Annotated in this window: 8 protein-coding genes and 1 pseudogene; 7 read left to right on the top strand and 2 right to left on the bottom strand. The window is 73.5% G+C overall.

Going from position 1 to position 15,502, the window contains the following annotated elements:
- Positions 1-10 precede the first annotated feature (10 nt).
- Positions 11-3,040, top strand: coding sequence for a helix-turn-helix transcriptional regulator (locus IF73_RS42745; protein ID WP_037879931.1), 3,030 nt, complete (start codon positions 11-13; stop codon positions 3,038-3,040).
- A 40-nt stretch (positions 3,041-3,080) separates the two neighbouring features.
- Here the strand turns inward: IF73_RS42745 and IF73_RS0121085 are convergent, their stop codons facing one another.
- Positions 3,081-4,214, bottom strand: coding sequence for a PQQ-dependent sugar dehydrogenase (locus IF73_RS0121085; RefSeq protein WP_031010345.1), 1,134 nt, complete (start codon positions 4,212-4,214; stop codon positions 3,081-3,083).
- Between the two features lie 133 nt (positions 4,215-4,347).
- Positions 4,348-5,361, bottom strand: a complete 1,014-nt coding sequence (locus IF73_RS0121080) for an aldo/keto reductase (RefSeq protein ID WP_037879917.1) — start codon at positions 5,359-5,361, stop codon at positions 4,348-4,350.
- 75 nt (positions 5,362-5,436) lie between these two features.
- Here IF73_RS0121080 and IF73_RS0121075 point away from each other — a divergent pair, with 75 nt between their 5' ends.
- The 6 genes and pseudogenes from IF73_RS0121075 to serA all read left to right on the top strand — a co-directional run bounded on the left by IF73_RS0121075 (position 5,437) and on the right by serA (position 15,501).
- Positions 5,437-6,399, top strand: coding sequence for a 2-hydroxyacid dehydrogenase (locus IF73_RS0121075; RefSeq protein WP_031010342.1), 963 nt, complete (start codon positions 5,437-5,439; stop codon positions 6,397-6,399).
- A gap of 642 nt (positions 6,400-7,041) precedes the next feature.
- Positions 7,042-9,898: pseudogene (locus IF73_RS37880) on the top strand (putative bifunctional diguanylate cyclase/phosphodiesterase).
- 227 nt (positions 9,899-10,125) lie between these two features.
- The gene (locus IF73_RS0121065; protein WP_031010340.1) at positions 10,126-11,994 is read left to right on the top strand and encodes an acetolactate synthase large subunit; all 1,869 of its coding nucleotides are present in this window, start codon (positions 10,126-10,128) and stop codon (positions 11,992-11,994) included.
- 35 nt (positions 11,995-12,029) lie between these two features.
- On the top strand, positions 12,030-12,554 hold the full coding sequence (gene ilvN, locus IF73_RS0121060) for an acetolactate synthase small subunit (RefSeq protein ID WP_031010337.1): 525 nt from the start codon (positions 12,030-12,032) through the stop codon (positions 12,552-12,554).
- A gap of 119 nt (positions 12,555-12,673) precedes the next feature.
- Positions 12,674-13,675 carry a ketol-acid reductoisomerase gene (gene ilvC, locus IF73_RS0121055; RefSeq protein WP_031010335.1) on the top strand — a complete coding sequence of 334 codons (1,002 nt, stop codon included), beginning with the start codon at positions 12,674-12,676 and terminating at the stop codon, positions 13,673-13,675.
- Between the two features lie 236 nt (positions 13,676-13,911).
- Positions 13,912-15,501, top strand: coding sequence for a phosphoglycerate dehydrogenase (serA, locus tag IF73_RS0121050; RefSeq protein ID WP_031010333.1), 1,590 nt, complete (start codon positions 13,912-13,914; stop codon positions 15,499-15,501).
- The last annotated feature ends 1 nt before the right edge of the window (position 15,502 follow it).

Here is a 15,502-nt window from a genome sequence, read left to right as displayed (position 1 = left end):
CGCCTGTGCGATGCTCGGCGCCGTGGAGACCAGGTCCGTCAGCCCCGTCTTCGTCGGCCGCGCCGGCGAACTCACCGCCCTCACCGAGGCGCTCTCCCGCGCGACCGCGGGAGAGCCCCAGGCCCTGCTCGTCGCCGGCGAGGCCGGCGTCGGCAAGACCCGGCTCGTCGAGGAGTTCCGCGACGCCGCCTGCGCCACCGGCGCCGTCGTGGCCGTCGGCGGCTGCGTGGAGCTCGGCGCCGACGGACTGCCCTTCGCCCCCTTCTCCACCGCCCTGCGCACCCTGCGCCGCCGCCTCCCCGAGGAGGTCGCCGCAGCGGCCGACGGCCACGAGGGCGAGCTCGCCCGCCTCCTCCCCGAGCTCGGCGACCCCGGCGGCACCGACACCGGGGACGAGGACGCCACCGCCCGCCTCTTCGAGCTCACCGTCCGCCTGCTGGAACGGCTCGCCGCCGACCGCACCCTGGTCCTCGTCCTCGAGGACCTCCACTGGGCCGACACCTCCACCCGCCACCTCCTCACCTATCTGCTGCGCACCCTGCGCCGCGGCCGGATCGTGGTCGTCGCCACCTACCGCGCCGACGACATCCACCGCCGCCACCCGCTGCGCCCCCTCCTCGCCGAACTCGACCGGATGCGCACCATCCGCCGCATCGAGCTCTCCCGCTTCACCCGCACCGAGGTGCACCGCCAGCTCACCGGCATCCTGGCCGCCGAACCCGCCCCCGGCCTCGTCGACGAGATCTTCGACCGCTCCGACGGCAACGCCTTCTTCGTCGAGGAGCTCGTCGCCTCCCGCACCTGCGGCGACGGCACCGGCCCGCTCAGCGACTCCCTCCGCGACCTCCTCCTGGTCCGCGTCGAGGCCCTCCCCGAGGACGCCCAGCGGGTCGCCCGGATCGTCGCCGAGGGCGGCTCCACTGTCGAGTACGGACTCCTCGCCGCCGTCTCCCGCCTCGCCGAGGACGACCTCATCGAGGCGCTGCGCGCCGCCGTCGGCGCCAACATCCTGCTCGCCGTCCCCGACGGCGAGGGCTACCGCTTCCGCCACTCCCTGGTCCGCGAGGCCGTCAGCGACGACCTGCTCCCCGGCGAGCGCTCCCGCCTCAACCGGCGCTACGCCGAGGCCCTGGAGACCGACCCCGGCCTCGTCCGCCCCGACGAGCGGGCCACCCGCCTGGCCACGTACTGGTACCACGCCCACGACCCGGCCAAGGCGCTCCCCGCCGTCCTCGACGCCTCCGTCGCCACCCGCAAGCGCTACGCCTACGCCGAACAGCTCCGGCTTCTCGAACGGGCCATGGAACTCTGGGACGAGGCCCCCGCCGAGATCCGCGCCGGCCTGCGCCCCCTGGACTACGCCGAGTCCTACCCGGCCTGCGGCTGCGACCCCGAGACCACCCCGCTGCGCCACCTCGACCTCCTCGCCGAGGCCGCCGTCGCCGCCCGGCTCTGCGGCGAACGCGAGCGCGCCGTCAAGATCGGCAAGATGGCGCTCCGCCTCCTCGACGGCGACGACGAGCACGACCCCCTGCGCGCCGCCTGGTTCTGGGCCGAGCAGGCCCGGCTCCAGTCCAACCTCGGCCGCGGCGACGGCTGGACCGAGATCTCCCGCGCCCAGGAACTCGTCAAGGGCCTGCCGCCGTCCGCCGTCCACGCGGTCGTCCTCGCCGGCGCCGCCGGCTGGGGCATGCTCCGCAGCCCCGGCCCCGACGCCCTCGCCGCCGCCGAACGCGCCGTCGAGTACGCCCGCCTGGTGAAGGCCGAGGCGACCGAGCTCAACGCCCGCCTCACCCTCGGCACCATCATGGTCGCCGCCGGCGACCGCGAGGCCGGCCTCGCCGAGATGCACGCGGTCCGCGAACGGACCACCGCCCTCGGCCAGTTCCACGAAGCGGCCCGCGCCCACATCAACATCGTCTCCGCCCTGGAGTCCCTCGGCCGCTCCGCCGAGGCCGTCGAACTCGCCGACGCCGGTCTCGAACTCGCCCGCGCCCGCGGCCTGGTCGAGTCCGCCGGCTGGATCCGCGGCAACAAGGCCGAGTCCCTTCTCTCCCTCGGCCGCTGGGACGAGGCCCGCGCCGAGGCCGAACACCTCCTCTCCTCCGCCACCAGCACCAAGCCCCGCGCCTCCGCCCACCTCCGGCTCGCCCAGATCGCCGTCGCCCGCGGCGAGACCGCCACCGCCGCCCGCCACCTCGACGAGGCCCGCGCCGTCTACGGCACCCGCGACCCGATCCCGCAGTACACCCTGCCGCTGGCCGGCGCCGACGTCGCCACGGCCGCCGCCGAGGGCCGCCTCGCCGACGTCCGGGCCCGGATCGCCACCGCCGCCGAGGCCGGCTTCCCGCCCGGCACCCACCGCTACGGCTGGCCGCTCGTCCTCACCGCCGTCACCGCCGAGGCCGACAGCCGCGGCCTCCCCGCCGCCGAGGAGGGCCGAGCCGAGGCGCTGGCCGCCATCCGCCGCTGCGTCCGCGCCCTCGCCGCCCCCGCCCCCGTCTGGGCCGCCCACGCGGCCCAGGTCAGCGAGGAACTGGCCCGCGCCGAGGGCCGCGAGACCGCCGCCCGCTGGGCGGAGACCGTCGAGGCGTGGACCCCGCTCGGCCTGCCCTACCCGCTGGCCCGCGCCCGCCACCGGCTCGCCGACGCCCTCCTCACCGAGGGCGGCCGGCGCGAGGAGGCCACGGCCCTGCTCCGCCAGGCCCACGCCACCGCCGTCGCCCTCGGCGCCCGCCCGCTCCGCGAGGACGTCGAACTGCTCGCCGCCCGCGCCCGGATCCTCCTCACCGCCGACGCGCCCGCGGAGCCGGAGCCGGAGCCCGAGTCCGACGCCTTCGGTCTCACCCCCCGCGAGCAGGACGTGCTGCGCCTGGTCGCGGCCGGCCGCACCAACCGGCAGATCGCCGAGGAGCTGTTCATCTCACCGAAGACCGCCAGCGTCCACGTCTCCAACATCCTCGCCAAGCTCGGCGTCTCCGGCCGCGGCGAGGCCGCCGCGATGGCCCACCGCCTCCACCTCCTCGACACCCCCCGCTGACCCCGCCCCCGGCCCCGGCCCCCACCCCGGGCCGGGGCCGTCATCTCACGTCGAGCCGCAGGATCCGGTCGTCCCCGGCCTCCGGCGTGCCCCGGGTGTCGGTCTCGCTCGTCACCAGCCACAGCCGCCCGTCCCCGCCCGCGAGGACCGTCCGCAGCCGCCCGTACTCCCCGGCCAGGAACGCCTCCGGCTCCCCGGACCGCTCCGCGCCCGACAGGGGGATCCGCCACAGCCGCTCGCCCCGCAGCCCCGCCATCCACACCGCGCCCCGGGCGTAGGCGATCCCGCTCGGCGACGCCTCCGAGGTCGGCCACTGCGCCACCGGGTCCACGAAGCGCGCCTCGCCCGCCCTGCCCTCGGCATGCGGCCAGCCGTAGTTCCGCCCCGGCTCGACCAGGTTCAGCTCGTCCCAGGTGTTCTGCCCGAACTCGGCCGCCCACAGCCGCCCCTCGGCGTCCCAGGCGATCCCCTGCACGTTCCGGTGCCCGTACGAATAGACCACCGAGCCGGGGAAGGGATTGCCCGGCGCCGGCCGCCCCTCCGGGGTCATGCGCAGGATCTTCCCGCCCAGCGACTCCCGGTCCTGCGCCAGCCCGGTCCGCCCGGTCTCACCGGTCCCCGCGTACAGCATCCCGTCCGGCCCGAAGGCGATCCGCCCGCCGTTGTGCACCACGCCCTTGGGGATGCCGGTGAGCACCGGCTCCGGCGCCCCCAGCCGGTCGCCCGCCCCGCCGCCGTACCGCATCCGCACGATGCGGTTGTCCGACTCGGCGGTCAGATACGCGTACACCCACCCGTCGCGCACGGCCAGGCCCATCAGTCCGCCCTCGCCGCCCGGCACCACCCCCGGCACCTCGCCCAGCGAGGTCTTCGCACCGCTGCGCCCGTCCACCCGGGTGACGGTCCGCTCGTCCCGCGAGGAGACCAGCAGATCGCCGCCCGGCAGCGCGGCGAGCCCCCAGGGCGACCGCAGCCCCTCCGTGAGCGTCCCCGCCACGGTCACCCGTCCGTCCCCGGCCGGCCGCGCCGACGACGGGGCCGGAGCGGACGAGGGGGCCGACGAGGCGGGCGGCGAGGTGCCCCGTACACCGGTGTCGGCGTCCGAGGAGCAGCCCACCGCGAACAGCAGCGCGGCGGCACCCCCCAGGGCCCTCAGCACAGCAGGACGGCTCATGATCCGGTCCCTTCGACGGTACGAGCGTTCGAGCGGCATCCCTTCTCCTCTTGATACACCGCTCGCGCCGATCGCGTTCCCGCCTCCGGCCCGCTTTCCCGGACGCCTTCCGGACGTCCGGCCGAACCGCAGGTCAGGACCGCGGATACTCCCAGGACTCGCGCGCCGCGGGCAGCGCGGCGAGCTCCGCCAGATCCCCGTCGGTGAGCCGCAGCCCCGCCGCCCCGGCGTTCTCCACCGCCCACCGCTCCCGCTTCGTCCCCGGCACCGGCACCACGTGCCGCCCCTGTGCGAGCACCCACGCCAGCGCCACCTGCGCCGGGGTCACCCCGTCGCCGTGCCGTGCCGCCACCCGCCGCAGCCCGGCCACCAGCGGCTGGTTCGCCGCCATCATCTCGGCCGTGAACCGCGGGTGCCGGGCCCGCGGGTCGTCCGGCTCGAAACCGCCGCCCGGCGTCAGCGTCCCGGTCAGGAAACCGCTCCCCAGCGGCATCGCCGCGAGCAGCCCGATCCCGCGCGCCCCGCACCAGGGCAGCAGCCGCGCCAGGGCCTCCGGCGCCCACACCGACAGCTCGGCCTGGACCGCCGCCACCGGGAACACCTGCTGCACCCGGGCCAGCTGACGGATCGTTCCCTCGTACAGATCACCGGTCGGCGACCGCCGGGTCCGCCGCACCCCGACCGCGCTCAGCCCGAGCGCCCGCACCTTGCCCGCGGCCACCAGCCCCGCCATCGCCCCCCAGGTCTCCTCCACCGGCACCTCCGGGTCCGCCCGGTGCAGCAGGTACAGGTCGAGGACGTCCGTCTGGAGGCGCCGCAGCGAGGCGTCGCAGGCCCGGCGCACGTACTCCGGCCGCCCGTTGGCGACCACGTGCCCGTCGCCGACGAGCAGCCCGCACTTCGTCGACACGAAGACGTCCGCCCGGCGCTCCTTCAGCACGCGCCCCAGCAGCAGCTCGTTGGTGAACGGCCCGTACATGTCGGCCGTGTCCAGCAGGCTCACCCCGGCGTCCAGCGCCGCGTGCACGGCCCGCAGCGAGCGGTCGCCCCGCTGCTCCGACCGCCCGTAGGCCCAGTTCATCGGCATGCAGCCGAGGCCGACGGCCCCCACGTCGAGCGCCGTCGCCCCGATAGTCCTGCGCTCCACGTGCCGCTACCCCTCCCTGTGCCGCCCCCCAAAGTAACCAATGGCGCGCGGGATTCTTCGCATAGCCTCCCGCTCATGACACTCGCACCCACCACCGCCGACGTGTGGCTTCCGATGCCCGCCGACGAGATCGACGGGCTGCCCGACCCGGGCGCGTCGGGACTGAACTACCGCTTCTGGGACGGTGGAACCGACTTCCCGGCCGATCCGGCCGACTGCGCCTTCTACGTCGTCCCGTACATGAAGGGCTCGGCGGTCGCGGTCCGGCCGCTCGCCGCGATGACCTCGCTCCGCGTCGTCCAGACCCTCTCCGCCGGCATCGACCACGTCGTCCCCGGACTCGGCTCGCTCGGCCCCGGCGTCTCGGTCTGCAACGCCAGGGGGGTGCACGAGGCCAGCACCGCCGAACTCACCCTCGCCCTGATCCTCGCCTCCCTGCGCGGCATCCCGCGCTTCGTCCGGGGCCAGGACGCCGAGGAGTGGCGGGACGGCTTCTACCCGGCGCTCGCCGACAAGTCCGTCCTGATCGTCGGGTACGGATCGATCGGCTCGGCGATCGAGGACCGGCTCGCGCCCTTCGAGTGCGCGCGGGTGGTGCGCGTCGCACGCTCCGCGCGCACCACGGCCCGCGGGCCCGTGCACGCCCTCGCCGACCTGCCCGCCCTGCTGCCCGAGGCCGACGTCGTGGTGCTCTCCACCCCGCTGACCCCGGAGACCCGGCACCTCGCCGACGCGGGCTTCCTCGCCCGGATGAAGGACGGCGCGCTGCTCGTCAACGTCGCCCGCGGGCCGGTGGTCGACACGAACGCCCTGCTCAAGGAGGTGGAGAGCGGACGGATCACGGCGGCCCTGGACGTGACCGACCCGGAACCGCTCCCGGCCGGGCATCCGCTGTGGCACGCTCCCGGTGTCCTCGTCACCCCCCACGTCGGCGGATCCACCTCGGCGTTCATGCCGAGGGCGAAGCGGCTGATCGCGGCGCAGGTCGGGCGGTTCGCGGCGGGGGAGGAGCTCGCCAACGTCCTCCGCACCACCTGAGGCCGTCCGGCGGTGCGCGCCCCCCGCGCGCCGCCCGTGACCCCCTGGCCGTCACGGAGAGTACTGCGGCCCTGTCCCTGAGTGACGGTCCTGGTGTATCGTCCCGGATCGGGGGACTGCGTCGTGTACGGGCTGACGCTGGGGAGCGAAGTGACGGGCCATCAGAATCCGAGGGGGGTGACGGGTGAGGCACGGCCGGAGGACCGAGGGTCCCGCGCGGCGACGCCGCCTGCCGACCTCCCGCGCCTCGCTGCCGGTCTCGCGCGTTCGGTGCCGGACCAGGCCGCGCCCCACCGCGCGGAGCGCCTGGACGGCGCGCCGCAGCACGCGGACGTCACGGGGCCGTCGCCCCGCGTCCCGGACCCGTGTCCCGACTGCGGCGCCGAGGCGCCACGGCCGGTCGACACCGTCCCGACCCGCGAGCGGACCGCGCCGGACCCGGCCGCACCCGCCCGGGCCCGCCTGCGCGCCTCCGTCCCGGAGCCGTACACCCGCGCCCCCCGCGCGCGGGGCGCGGCCGACGGCGCCCCGCGCGACCTCCCGAACCCGCACGCCTTCGGCGGGACGGACGGGGAGGCGGGCGGCTTCGGGCACGACGAGGGGCGGGAGGACGCGGTGACCGGCACCGGCGCGACCGCCCTGATGCGGCGCGTGCCCGCCCCCGCCGGACCCGGCCTGCCCGGACCCGAGCGGACCGCGCCCGGACCGGAGCGGCCGCCCTCCTGGGCCGGCTCGCTCCTCGCCCAGATCGCCCTCGGCCTGGTCTGCGCCGGCTACACCACCGGCGCCGCCCTCGGCTGGGGCTCCCCCCGACTCGCCCTGTTCATGGGCGACTTCGGGCTGAGCGCCGCGGCCTTCACCGCCGCCGTCTCCTGCTTCCTCTACGCCAGGACCGAGCGCGGCGGCACCCGCCCCGCCTGGCTCCTCTTCGCCTTCTCGTCCTTCATGGCAGGTGCCGGAAACGCCGTCTGGGGCTGGTACGAGGTCGTGCGCGGCCTGGAGGTCCCCGAGTCCTCCGTCGCCGACCTGTTCTTCTTACTCTTCGCCCCGCCCGCCATCGTCGGACTCCTCGTCCTGGCCAAGAAGCCCGTCACCCGGGCCGGCTGGGTGTGCCTCGGTCTCGACGCCTGGCTCATCGCCGGCTCCCTGCTGACCCTCTCCTGGAGCCTCGCCCTCGCCCACACCGCCCACTTCCAGGGCGAGTCGGTGGCCCAGGCCGCGCTGTCGCTGGCGTACCCGCTCCTCGACATCGTGCTCGTCAGCATGGTCCTCGCGCTCCACTTCCGTCGCTCCCACGGGAACCGCTCGGCGGTCAACACCGCGATCGCCGCCCTCGCCCTCACCGTGCTCTGCGACGCCCTCTTCACCTCGCCGCTGCTGCGCGCCAACTACGTCTCCGGCCAGCTGCTCGACGCCGGCTGGTTCGCCGGCTCGCTGCTGCTCGCCTACGCCCCGTGGGGCGTCCGCCGGCCGCCGGAGACCTCCGCCGTCCGCGGCCCCGGACTGCCCAGCAGGCCCATCGCCGGGTCGCTCGCCGCCCTCACCCCGTACCTCGCCGCCGCGGTCTGCACCCTCGGCATCCTGTACAACGTGGTCGAGGGCCGCCGGATCGACCGGGTCGTCGTCCTCACCGGCTGCGCCGTCGTCCTCGCCCTCGTCGTCCGCCAGGGCATCATGCTCATCGACAACATCGCCCTCACCCACGAACTGGCCCAGAAGGAGAACCACTTCAGGTCGCTCGTGCAGGGCTCCAGCGACGTCATCATGATCGCCGCGCCCAGCGGCGTGCTGCGGTACGTCAGCCCCGCCGCCAGCGGGGTCTACGGGCGCGACGCCGACGAGCTGATCGGCACCGAACTGGCCGCGCTCATCCACCCCGAGGACCTCGGCGCCGTCGTCCACGAGGTGCGCCGCTTCCTCGCCGCCTCACCCGCCGAGGAGCCCACCACCCGGATCGAGTGCCGCTTCCGCTCCGGCGGCGGGGACTGGCTCAACGTCGAGTCCACCGTCAACCGGCACCAGGGCGGCCTGATCTTCAACAGCCGCGACGTCACCGAACGGGTCCGGCTCCAGGCCCAGTTGCAGCACAACGCCGAGCACGACCCGCTCACCGACCTGCCCAACCGCGCGCTCTTCACCCGCCGCGTCGGGCAGGCCCTCGGCGGCCGCCGCTCCTCCGACCCCGGCACCGCCGTGCTCTTCATCGACCTCGACGGCTTCAAGGCGGTCAACGACCGGCTCGGCCACCAGGCAGGCGACGACCTGCTGATCCAGGCCGCCCGCCGCCTCCAGGAGGCCGTACGGGCCGGGGACACCGCCGCCCGGCTCGGCGGCGACGAGTTCGCCGCCCTCATCCTCGGCGACGGCCAGCGCGACCGGGCCGCCCGGGAGACCCAGGTCCAGGAGATCGCCGACCGGCTCCGGCTCACCCTCTCCCGCCCCTACCGCGTCGACGGGGGCACCGAGGTCCGGGTCGCCGCCTCCATCGGCGTCGCCTTCGCCGAGCCCGGCATCGGCGCCGGCGACCTGCTGCGCAACGCGGACCTCGCCATGTACCGGGCCAAGGCGGGCGGCAAGGACCGGGTCGAGCTGTACGGGCCCCAGGTGCAGGCCGAGGTCGTCCGGCGCACCGAACTCGCCGCCCGGCTGCGCAGCGCGCTCCACGACGGCGAGTTCGCCCTGCTCCACCAGCCCGTCGTGGACCTCGCCACCGGCCGGATCTCCGCCGTCAGCGCGCAGGCCCGCTGGCGCTCCGCCCAGGGCATCCTCTTCACCCCCGCGGAGTACCTGCGGGTCACCGACGACGGCGAGCGCACCGCCGAGCTGGGCCGCTGGCTCCTGGAGGAGGCGGTCGAGCAGGCCGCCGAGCGGGCCGGCAGCGGCCACCGCACCCCGGTGGCCATCCGGCTCGCGGCCCACCGCCTCCTCGACCGCTCGGTCCCGCTCGGCTCCGTCGAGGCCCTGCTGGCCCGGCACGGGCTGCCCTCCGGTTCGCTCGTCATCGAGCTGGCCGACACCGACCACCGGATCCCCCTGGACGAGCTGGAGCAGCGGCTGGTCTCGCTGCGCCGGCTCGGCGTGCGGATCGCGCTCGACGGATTCGGCAGCGGACATGTCGCCGTTCACGCGCTCAGGCGCCTCCCGGTCGACATACTGAAACTGGACAGAGCGCTCGTCGAAGGCGTGGTCGAATCGGCCCGGCTCCGCAAGATCACCAGCGGGGTGCTCCGCATCGCCGGGGAGCTGGGCATGCAGACCGTCGCCGAGGGCGTCGACGTCCCCGAGCAGGTGCTCGCCCTGCGGGCCATGGGCTGCCGGCACGCGCAGGGCATGGCCTTCGCGGGCCCGCTCGACGAGTACCGGCTCCGCCGGGCCCTCGTCCGGGGCGACTATCCGCTGCCCGGCGCCGTCTCCGTTCCGGCCGGGACGGGACCGGACGCGCGGCGGAAACCGTCCCCCGATCCGCTCACATGATGAGACGCGTGTCCCACCCACTTGACAGTGGCGAGGCCCGAGAGGGAGGGTCAGTGCCATGCGCACCCGAATTCTCGTACTTGGACAGCGCGTCGGCTGAGGCCGGGCCCCATCAGGCCCGCTGAGAACCACCCGACGCGCTCCCCTCGCTTGCCTTCCGGCACGAGGGGTTTTTTGTTGCACTGGTTCTCCCCGAAGTCGATGCAAAACCCCGTAAAACACCTCGCAAAAAACCCTCTGCTTCGAGAAGAGATGCTGATGACCGAGCAGGCCACCGGGCACCATCCGCAGCCGCGGCCCCGCAGCGGCGCGACGCCCGCCCCCACCGTCGAGCACGTCACGGGTGCGCAGTCCCTCATCCGTTCTCTCGAAGAGGTGGGCGCGGACACCGTCTTCGGCATCCCGGGCGGCGCGATCCTCCCGGCGTACGACCCGATGATGGACTCCAAGAAGGTCCGCCACGTCCTCGTCCGCCACGAGCAGGGCGCCGGCCACGCGGCCACCGGCTACGCCCAGGCCACCGGCAAGGTCGGCGTCTGCATGGCGACCTCCGGCCCCGGCGCGACCAACCTGGTCACCCCGATCGCCGACGCCCACATGGACTCCGTCCCGATGGTCGCGATCACCGGCCAGGTCGCCTCGAAGGCGATCGGCACGGACGCCTTCCAGGAGGCGGACATCTGCGGCATCACCATGCCGATCACCAAGCACAACTTCCTGGTCACCAAGGCCGAGGACATCCCGCGGACCATCGCCGAGGCGTTCCACATCGCCTCCACCGGCCGCCCCGGTCCGGTCCTGGTCGACATCGCCAAGGACGCCCTCCAGGCGAAGACCACCTTCTCCTGGCCGCCGCAGACCGAGCTGCCCGGCTACCGCCCGGTCACCAAGCCGCACGCCAAGCAGATCCGCGAGGCCGCGAAGCTGATCACCGCCGCGAAGCGCCCGGTCCTGTACGTCGGCGGCGGTGTCATCAAGTCGGGCGCCACGGCCGAGCTGAAGGTCCTCGCCGAGCTGACCGGCGCCCCGGTCACCACCACCCTGATGGCCCTCGGCGCCTTCCCCGACAGCCACCCGCTGCACGTCGGCATGCCCGGCATGCACGGCGCCGTCACCGCCGTCACCGCGCTCCAGAAGGCCGACCTGATCGTCGCCCTCGGCGCCCGCTTCGACGACCGCGTCACCGGCAAGCTGGACAGCTTCGCCCCGTACGCCAAGATCGTCCACGCCGACATCGACCCGGCCGAGATCGGCAAGAACCGCGCCGCCGACGTCCCGATCGTCGGCGACGCCCGCGAGGTCATCGCCGACCTGGTGCAGGCGGTCCAGGCCGAGCACAGCGAGGGCAACCAGGGCGAGGCCGCCCGCACGGGCTACGCGGCCTGGTGGTCCGACCTGAACCGCTGGCGCGAGACCTACCCGCTCGGCTACGACCTGCCGGAGGACGGCAGCCTCTCGCCGCAGCAGGTCATCCAGCGCATCGGCCAGCTCGCCCCCGAGGGCACGATCTTCGCGGCCGGCGTCGGCCAGCACCAGATGTGGGCCGCCCACTTCATCGACTACGAGAAGCCCGCCACCTGGCTGAACTCCGGCGGCGCCGGGACCATGGGCTACGCCGTCCCGGCCGCCATGGGCGCCAAGGCCGGCATGCCCGACCGCACGGTCTGGGCGATCGACGGCGACGGCTGCTTCCAGATGACCAACCAGGAGCTCACCACCTGCGCCCTGAACAACATCCCGATCAAGGTCGCCATCATCAACAACGGCGCCCTCGGGATGGTCCGCCAGTGGCAGACCCTCTTCTACAACCAGCGCTACTCCAACACGGTCCTGCACTCCGGCCCGGACGACGTCAACCCGGAGGCCAAGGGCACCCGCGTCCCGGACTTCGTGAAGCTGTCCGAGGCCATGGGCTGCGTCGCCCTGCGCTGCGAGGACCCGGCCGACCTCGACAAGGTCATCGCCGAGGCCAACGCCATCAACGACCGGCCCGTCGTCATCGACTTCATCGTCCACGAGGACGCCCAGGTCTGGCCGATGGTCGCCGCCGGCACCTCCAACGACGAGGTCATGGCCGCCCGGGGCGTCCGCCCCGACTTCGGCGACGGCGAAGACGACTGAGCAGCGACGAGCCACAGGGAAGAGACCCACACACCATGTCCAAGCACACGCTCTCCGTCCTGGTCGAGAACACGCCCGGCATCCTCGCCCGGATCGCCGCCCTGTTCTCCCGCCGCGGCTTCAACATCGACTCCCTCGCCGTCGGCGTCACCGAGCACCCCGACATCAGCCGCATCACCATCGTGGTCAACGTCGAGGACCTGCCCCTGGAGCAGGTGACCAAGCAGCTCAACAAGCTGGTCAACGTCCTGAAGATCGTCGAACTCGAGCCCAGCGCCGCGATCCAGCGCGAGCTCGTCCTGGTGAAGGTCCGCGCCGACAACGAGACCCGCTCCCAGATCGTCGAGATCGTCAAGCTCTTCCGCGCCAAGACCGTCGACGTCTCGCCCGAGGCCGTCACCATCGAGGCCACCGGTTCGAGCGACAAGCTGGACGCCATGCTGAAGATGCTGGAGCAGTTCGGCATCAAGGAGCTCGTCCAGTCGGGCACCATCGCCATAGGGCGTGGCGCCCGGTCCATCACCGACCGGTCCCTGCGGGCACTCGACCGCAGCGCCTGAGCGTCACCGGACGTCAACCGCCGGTCCGCCCGGCGGTCCGACTGACGAGACCAGAGAACTTCCCTTCCGCTCCCCGCCGTACGGTGGGACGCAACACCAGCACCTCAAGGAGATTTCCAGTGGCCGAGCTGTTCTACGACGCCGATGCCGACCTCTCGATCATCCAGGGCCGCAAGGTCGCGGTGATCGGTTACGGCAGCCAGGGCCACGCCCACGCGCTGTCGCTGCGCGACTCGGGTGTCGACGTCCGCGTCGGTCTGCACGAGGGCTCCAAGTCCAAGGCCAAGGCCGAGGAGCAGGGCCTGCGCGTGGTCACCCCCGCCGAGGCCGCGGCCGAGGCCGACCTCATCATGATCCTGATCCCGGACCCGATCCAGGCCAAGGTCTACGAGGAGTCCATCGCCCCGAACCTGAAGGACGGCGACGCGCTGTTCTTCGCCCACGGCTTCAACGTCCGCTTCGGCTTCATCAAGCCCCCGGCCGGCGTCGACGTCGCCCTGGTCGCCCCGAAGGGCCCGGGCCACCTGGTCCGCCGTCAGTACGAGGAGGGCCGCGGCGTCCCCGCGATCGCCGCCGTCGAGCAGGACGCCACCGGCAACGCGTTCGCCCTCGCCCTGTCGTACGCGAAGGCGATCGGCGGCACCCGCGCCGGCGTCATCAAGACCACCTTCACCGAGGAGACCGAGACCGACCTCTTCGGCGAGCAGGCCGTCCTCTGCGGCGGAGCGTCCGCGCTCGTCAAGGCGGGCTTCGAGACCCTGGTCGAGGCCGGCTACCAGCCGGAGATCGCCTACTTCGAGTGCCTGCACGAGCTGAAGCTCATCGTCGACCTCATGTACGAGGGCGGCCTGGAGAAGATGCGCTGGTCCGTCTCCGAGACCGCCGAGTGGGGAGACTACGTCACCGGCCCGCGCGTCATCACCGCCGACACCAAGGCCGAGATGAAGAAGGTCCTCACCGAGATCCAGGACGGCACCTTCGCCAAGAACTGGATGGACGAGTACCACGGCGGTCTGAAGAAGTACAACGAGTACAAGACCCAGGACGAGAAGCACCTCCTGGAGACCACCGGCAAGGAGCTGCGCAAGCTCATGAGCTGGGTGAACGACGAGGAGGCGTAAGCCTCTCGGCACGGGGCCGGACACCTTGTCCGGCCCCGTGCCGCATCCTTGGACACCCCGTCCAACCACGGACGGGTGATCCTTCCAACGAGGCGCACGACGTGTGCCGATGCGGCACTACACTGCTCAACAACATCGCGTCTGGCCCACAGCGTCGTGCGCTTTCACGCGGCAAGCCCCCTCCACCGCCTGCGGCCGTCGGGACGGCCGTCCGCACTGCCTCTGTGAGGACTCACGTGAGCTCGAAACCTGTCGTACTCATCGCTGAAGAGCTGTCGCCCGCCACCGTCGACGCCCTGGGCCCGGACTTCGAGATCCGGCACTGCGACGGCGCCGACCGCGCCGAGCTGCTCCCCGCGATCGCCGACGTCGACGCCATCCTCGTCCGCTCGGCCACCAAGGTCGACGCGGAGGCCATCGCCGCCGCCAAGAAGCTGCGGGTCGTCGCCCGCGCCGGCGTCGGCCTGGACAACGTGGACGTCTCCGCCGCCACCAAGGCCGGCGTGATGGTCGTGAACGCCCCGACCTCCAACATCGTCACCGCCGCCGAGCTCGCGTGCGGTCTGCTCGTCGCCACCGCGCGCAACATCCCGCAGGCCAACACCGCGCTGAAGAACGGCGAGTGGAAGCGCTCCAAGTACACCGGCGTCGAGCTCAGCGAGAAGACCCTCGGCGTCGTCGGCCTCGGCCGCATCGGCGTCCTGGTCGCCCAGCGCATGTCCGCCTTCGGCATGAAGATCGTCGCGTACGACCCCTACGTGCAGCCGGCCCGCGCCGCCCAGATGGGGGTGAAGCTGCTGGCCCTGGACGAGCTCCTGGAGGTCGCCGACTTCATCACCGTCCACCTGCCGAAGACCCCCGAGACCGTCGGTCTCATCGGTGACGAGGCGCTGCACAAGGTCAAGCCGAGCGTCCGCATCGTCAACGCCGCCCGTGGCGGGATCGTCGACGAGGCCGCGCTGTACTCGGCCCTCAAGGAGGGCCGGGTCGCCGGCGCCGGCCTCGACGTGTACGCGAAGGAGCCCTGCACGGACTCCCCGCTCTTCGAGCTCGACCAGGTCGTCTGCACCCCGCACCTCGGCGCCTCCACCGACGAGGCCCAGGAGAAGGCCGGCATCGCCGTCGCCAGGTCGGTGCGCCTCGCGCTCGCCGGCGAGCTGGTCCCGGACGCGGTCAACGTCCAGGGCGGCGTCATCGCCGAGGACGTGAAGCCGGGTCTGCCGCTCGCCGAGAAGCTCGGCCGCATCTTCACCGCCCTCGCGGGCGAGGTCGCGGCCCGCCTCGACGTCGAGGTGTACGGCGAGATCACCCAGCACGACGTCAAGGTGCTCGAACTCTCCGCGCTCAAGGGCGTGTTCGAGGACGTCGTCGACGAGACCGTGTCGTACGTGAACGCGCCGCTGTTCGCGCAGGAGCGCGGGGTCGAGGTCCGCCTCACCACCAGCTCCGAGTCGCCCGACCACCGCAACATGGTCACCGTGCGCGGCACCCTCTCCAGCGGCGAGGAGGTCGCCGTCTCCGGCACCCTGGCCGGCCCCAAGCACCTCCAGAAGATCGTCGCCGTCGGCGACTACGACGTGGACCTCGCGCTCGCCGACCACATGGTGGTGCTGCGCTACGAGGACCGTCCCGGTGTCGTCGGCACCGTCGGCCGGATCCTCGGCGAGGCCGGTCTGAACATCGCGGGCATGCAGGTCTCCCGTACCGAGGAGGGCGGCGAGGCGCTCGTCGTGCTCACCGTCGACGACACCGTCCCGGCGGCCGTCATCGCGGAGATCGCCACGGAGATCGGCGCCACCTCGGCCCGCTCGGTCAACCTGGTCTGAG

Source organism: Streptomyces sp. NRRL F-5727, assembly GCF_000719555.1.
In the GTDB taxonomy this organism is placed as follows: domain Bacteria; phylum Actinomycetota; class Actinomycetes; order Streptomycetales; family Streptomycetaceae; genus Streptomyces.
The sequence above is the reverse complement of the archived record's forward strand: the minus strand, read 5'-3'. Positions and strand labels throughout refer to the sequence as shown.

Bases quoted from the DNA above. Each gene is read 5' to 3' on its own strand.
- IF73_RS0121075 (WP_031010342.1), top strand. From the start codon at position 5,437: ATGACACTCGCACCCACCACCGCCGACGTGTGGCTTCCGATGCCCGCC.
- IF73_RS42745 (WP_037879931.1), top strand. From the start codon at position 11: ATGCTCGGCGCCGTGGAGACCAGGTCCGTCAGCCCCGTCTTCGTCGGC.
- IF73_RS0121065 (WP_031010340.1), top strand. From the start codon at position 10,126: ATGCTGATGACCGAGCAGGCCACCGGGCACCATCCGCAGCCGCGGCCC.
- IF73_RS0121085 (WP_031010345.1), bottom strand. From the start codon at position 4,214: ATGAGCCGTCCTGCTGTGCTGAGGGCCCTGGGGGGTGCCGCCGCGCTG.
- ilvN (WP_031010337.1), top strand. From the start codon at position 12,030: ATGTCCAAGCACACGCTCTCCGTCCTGGTCGAGAACACGCCCGGCATC.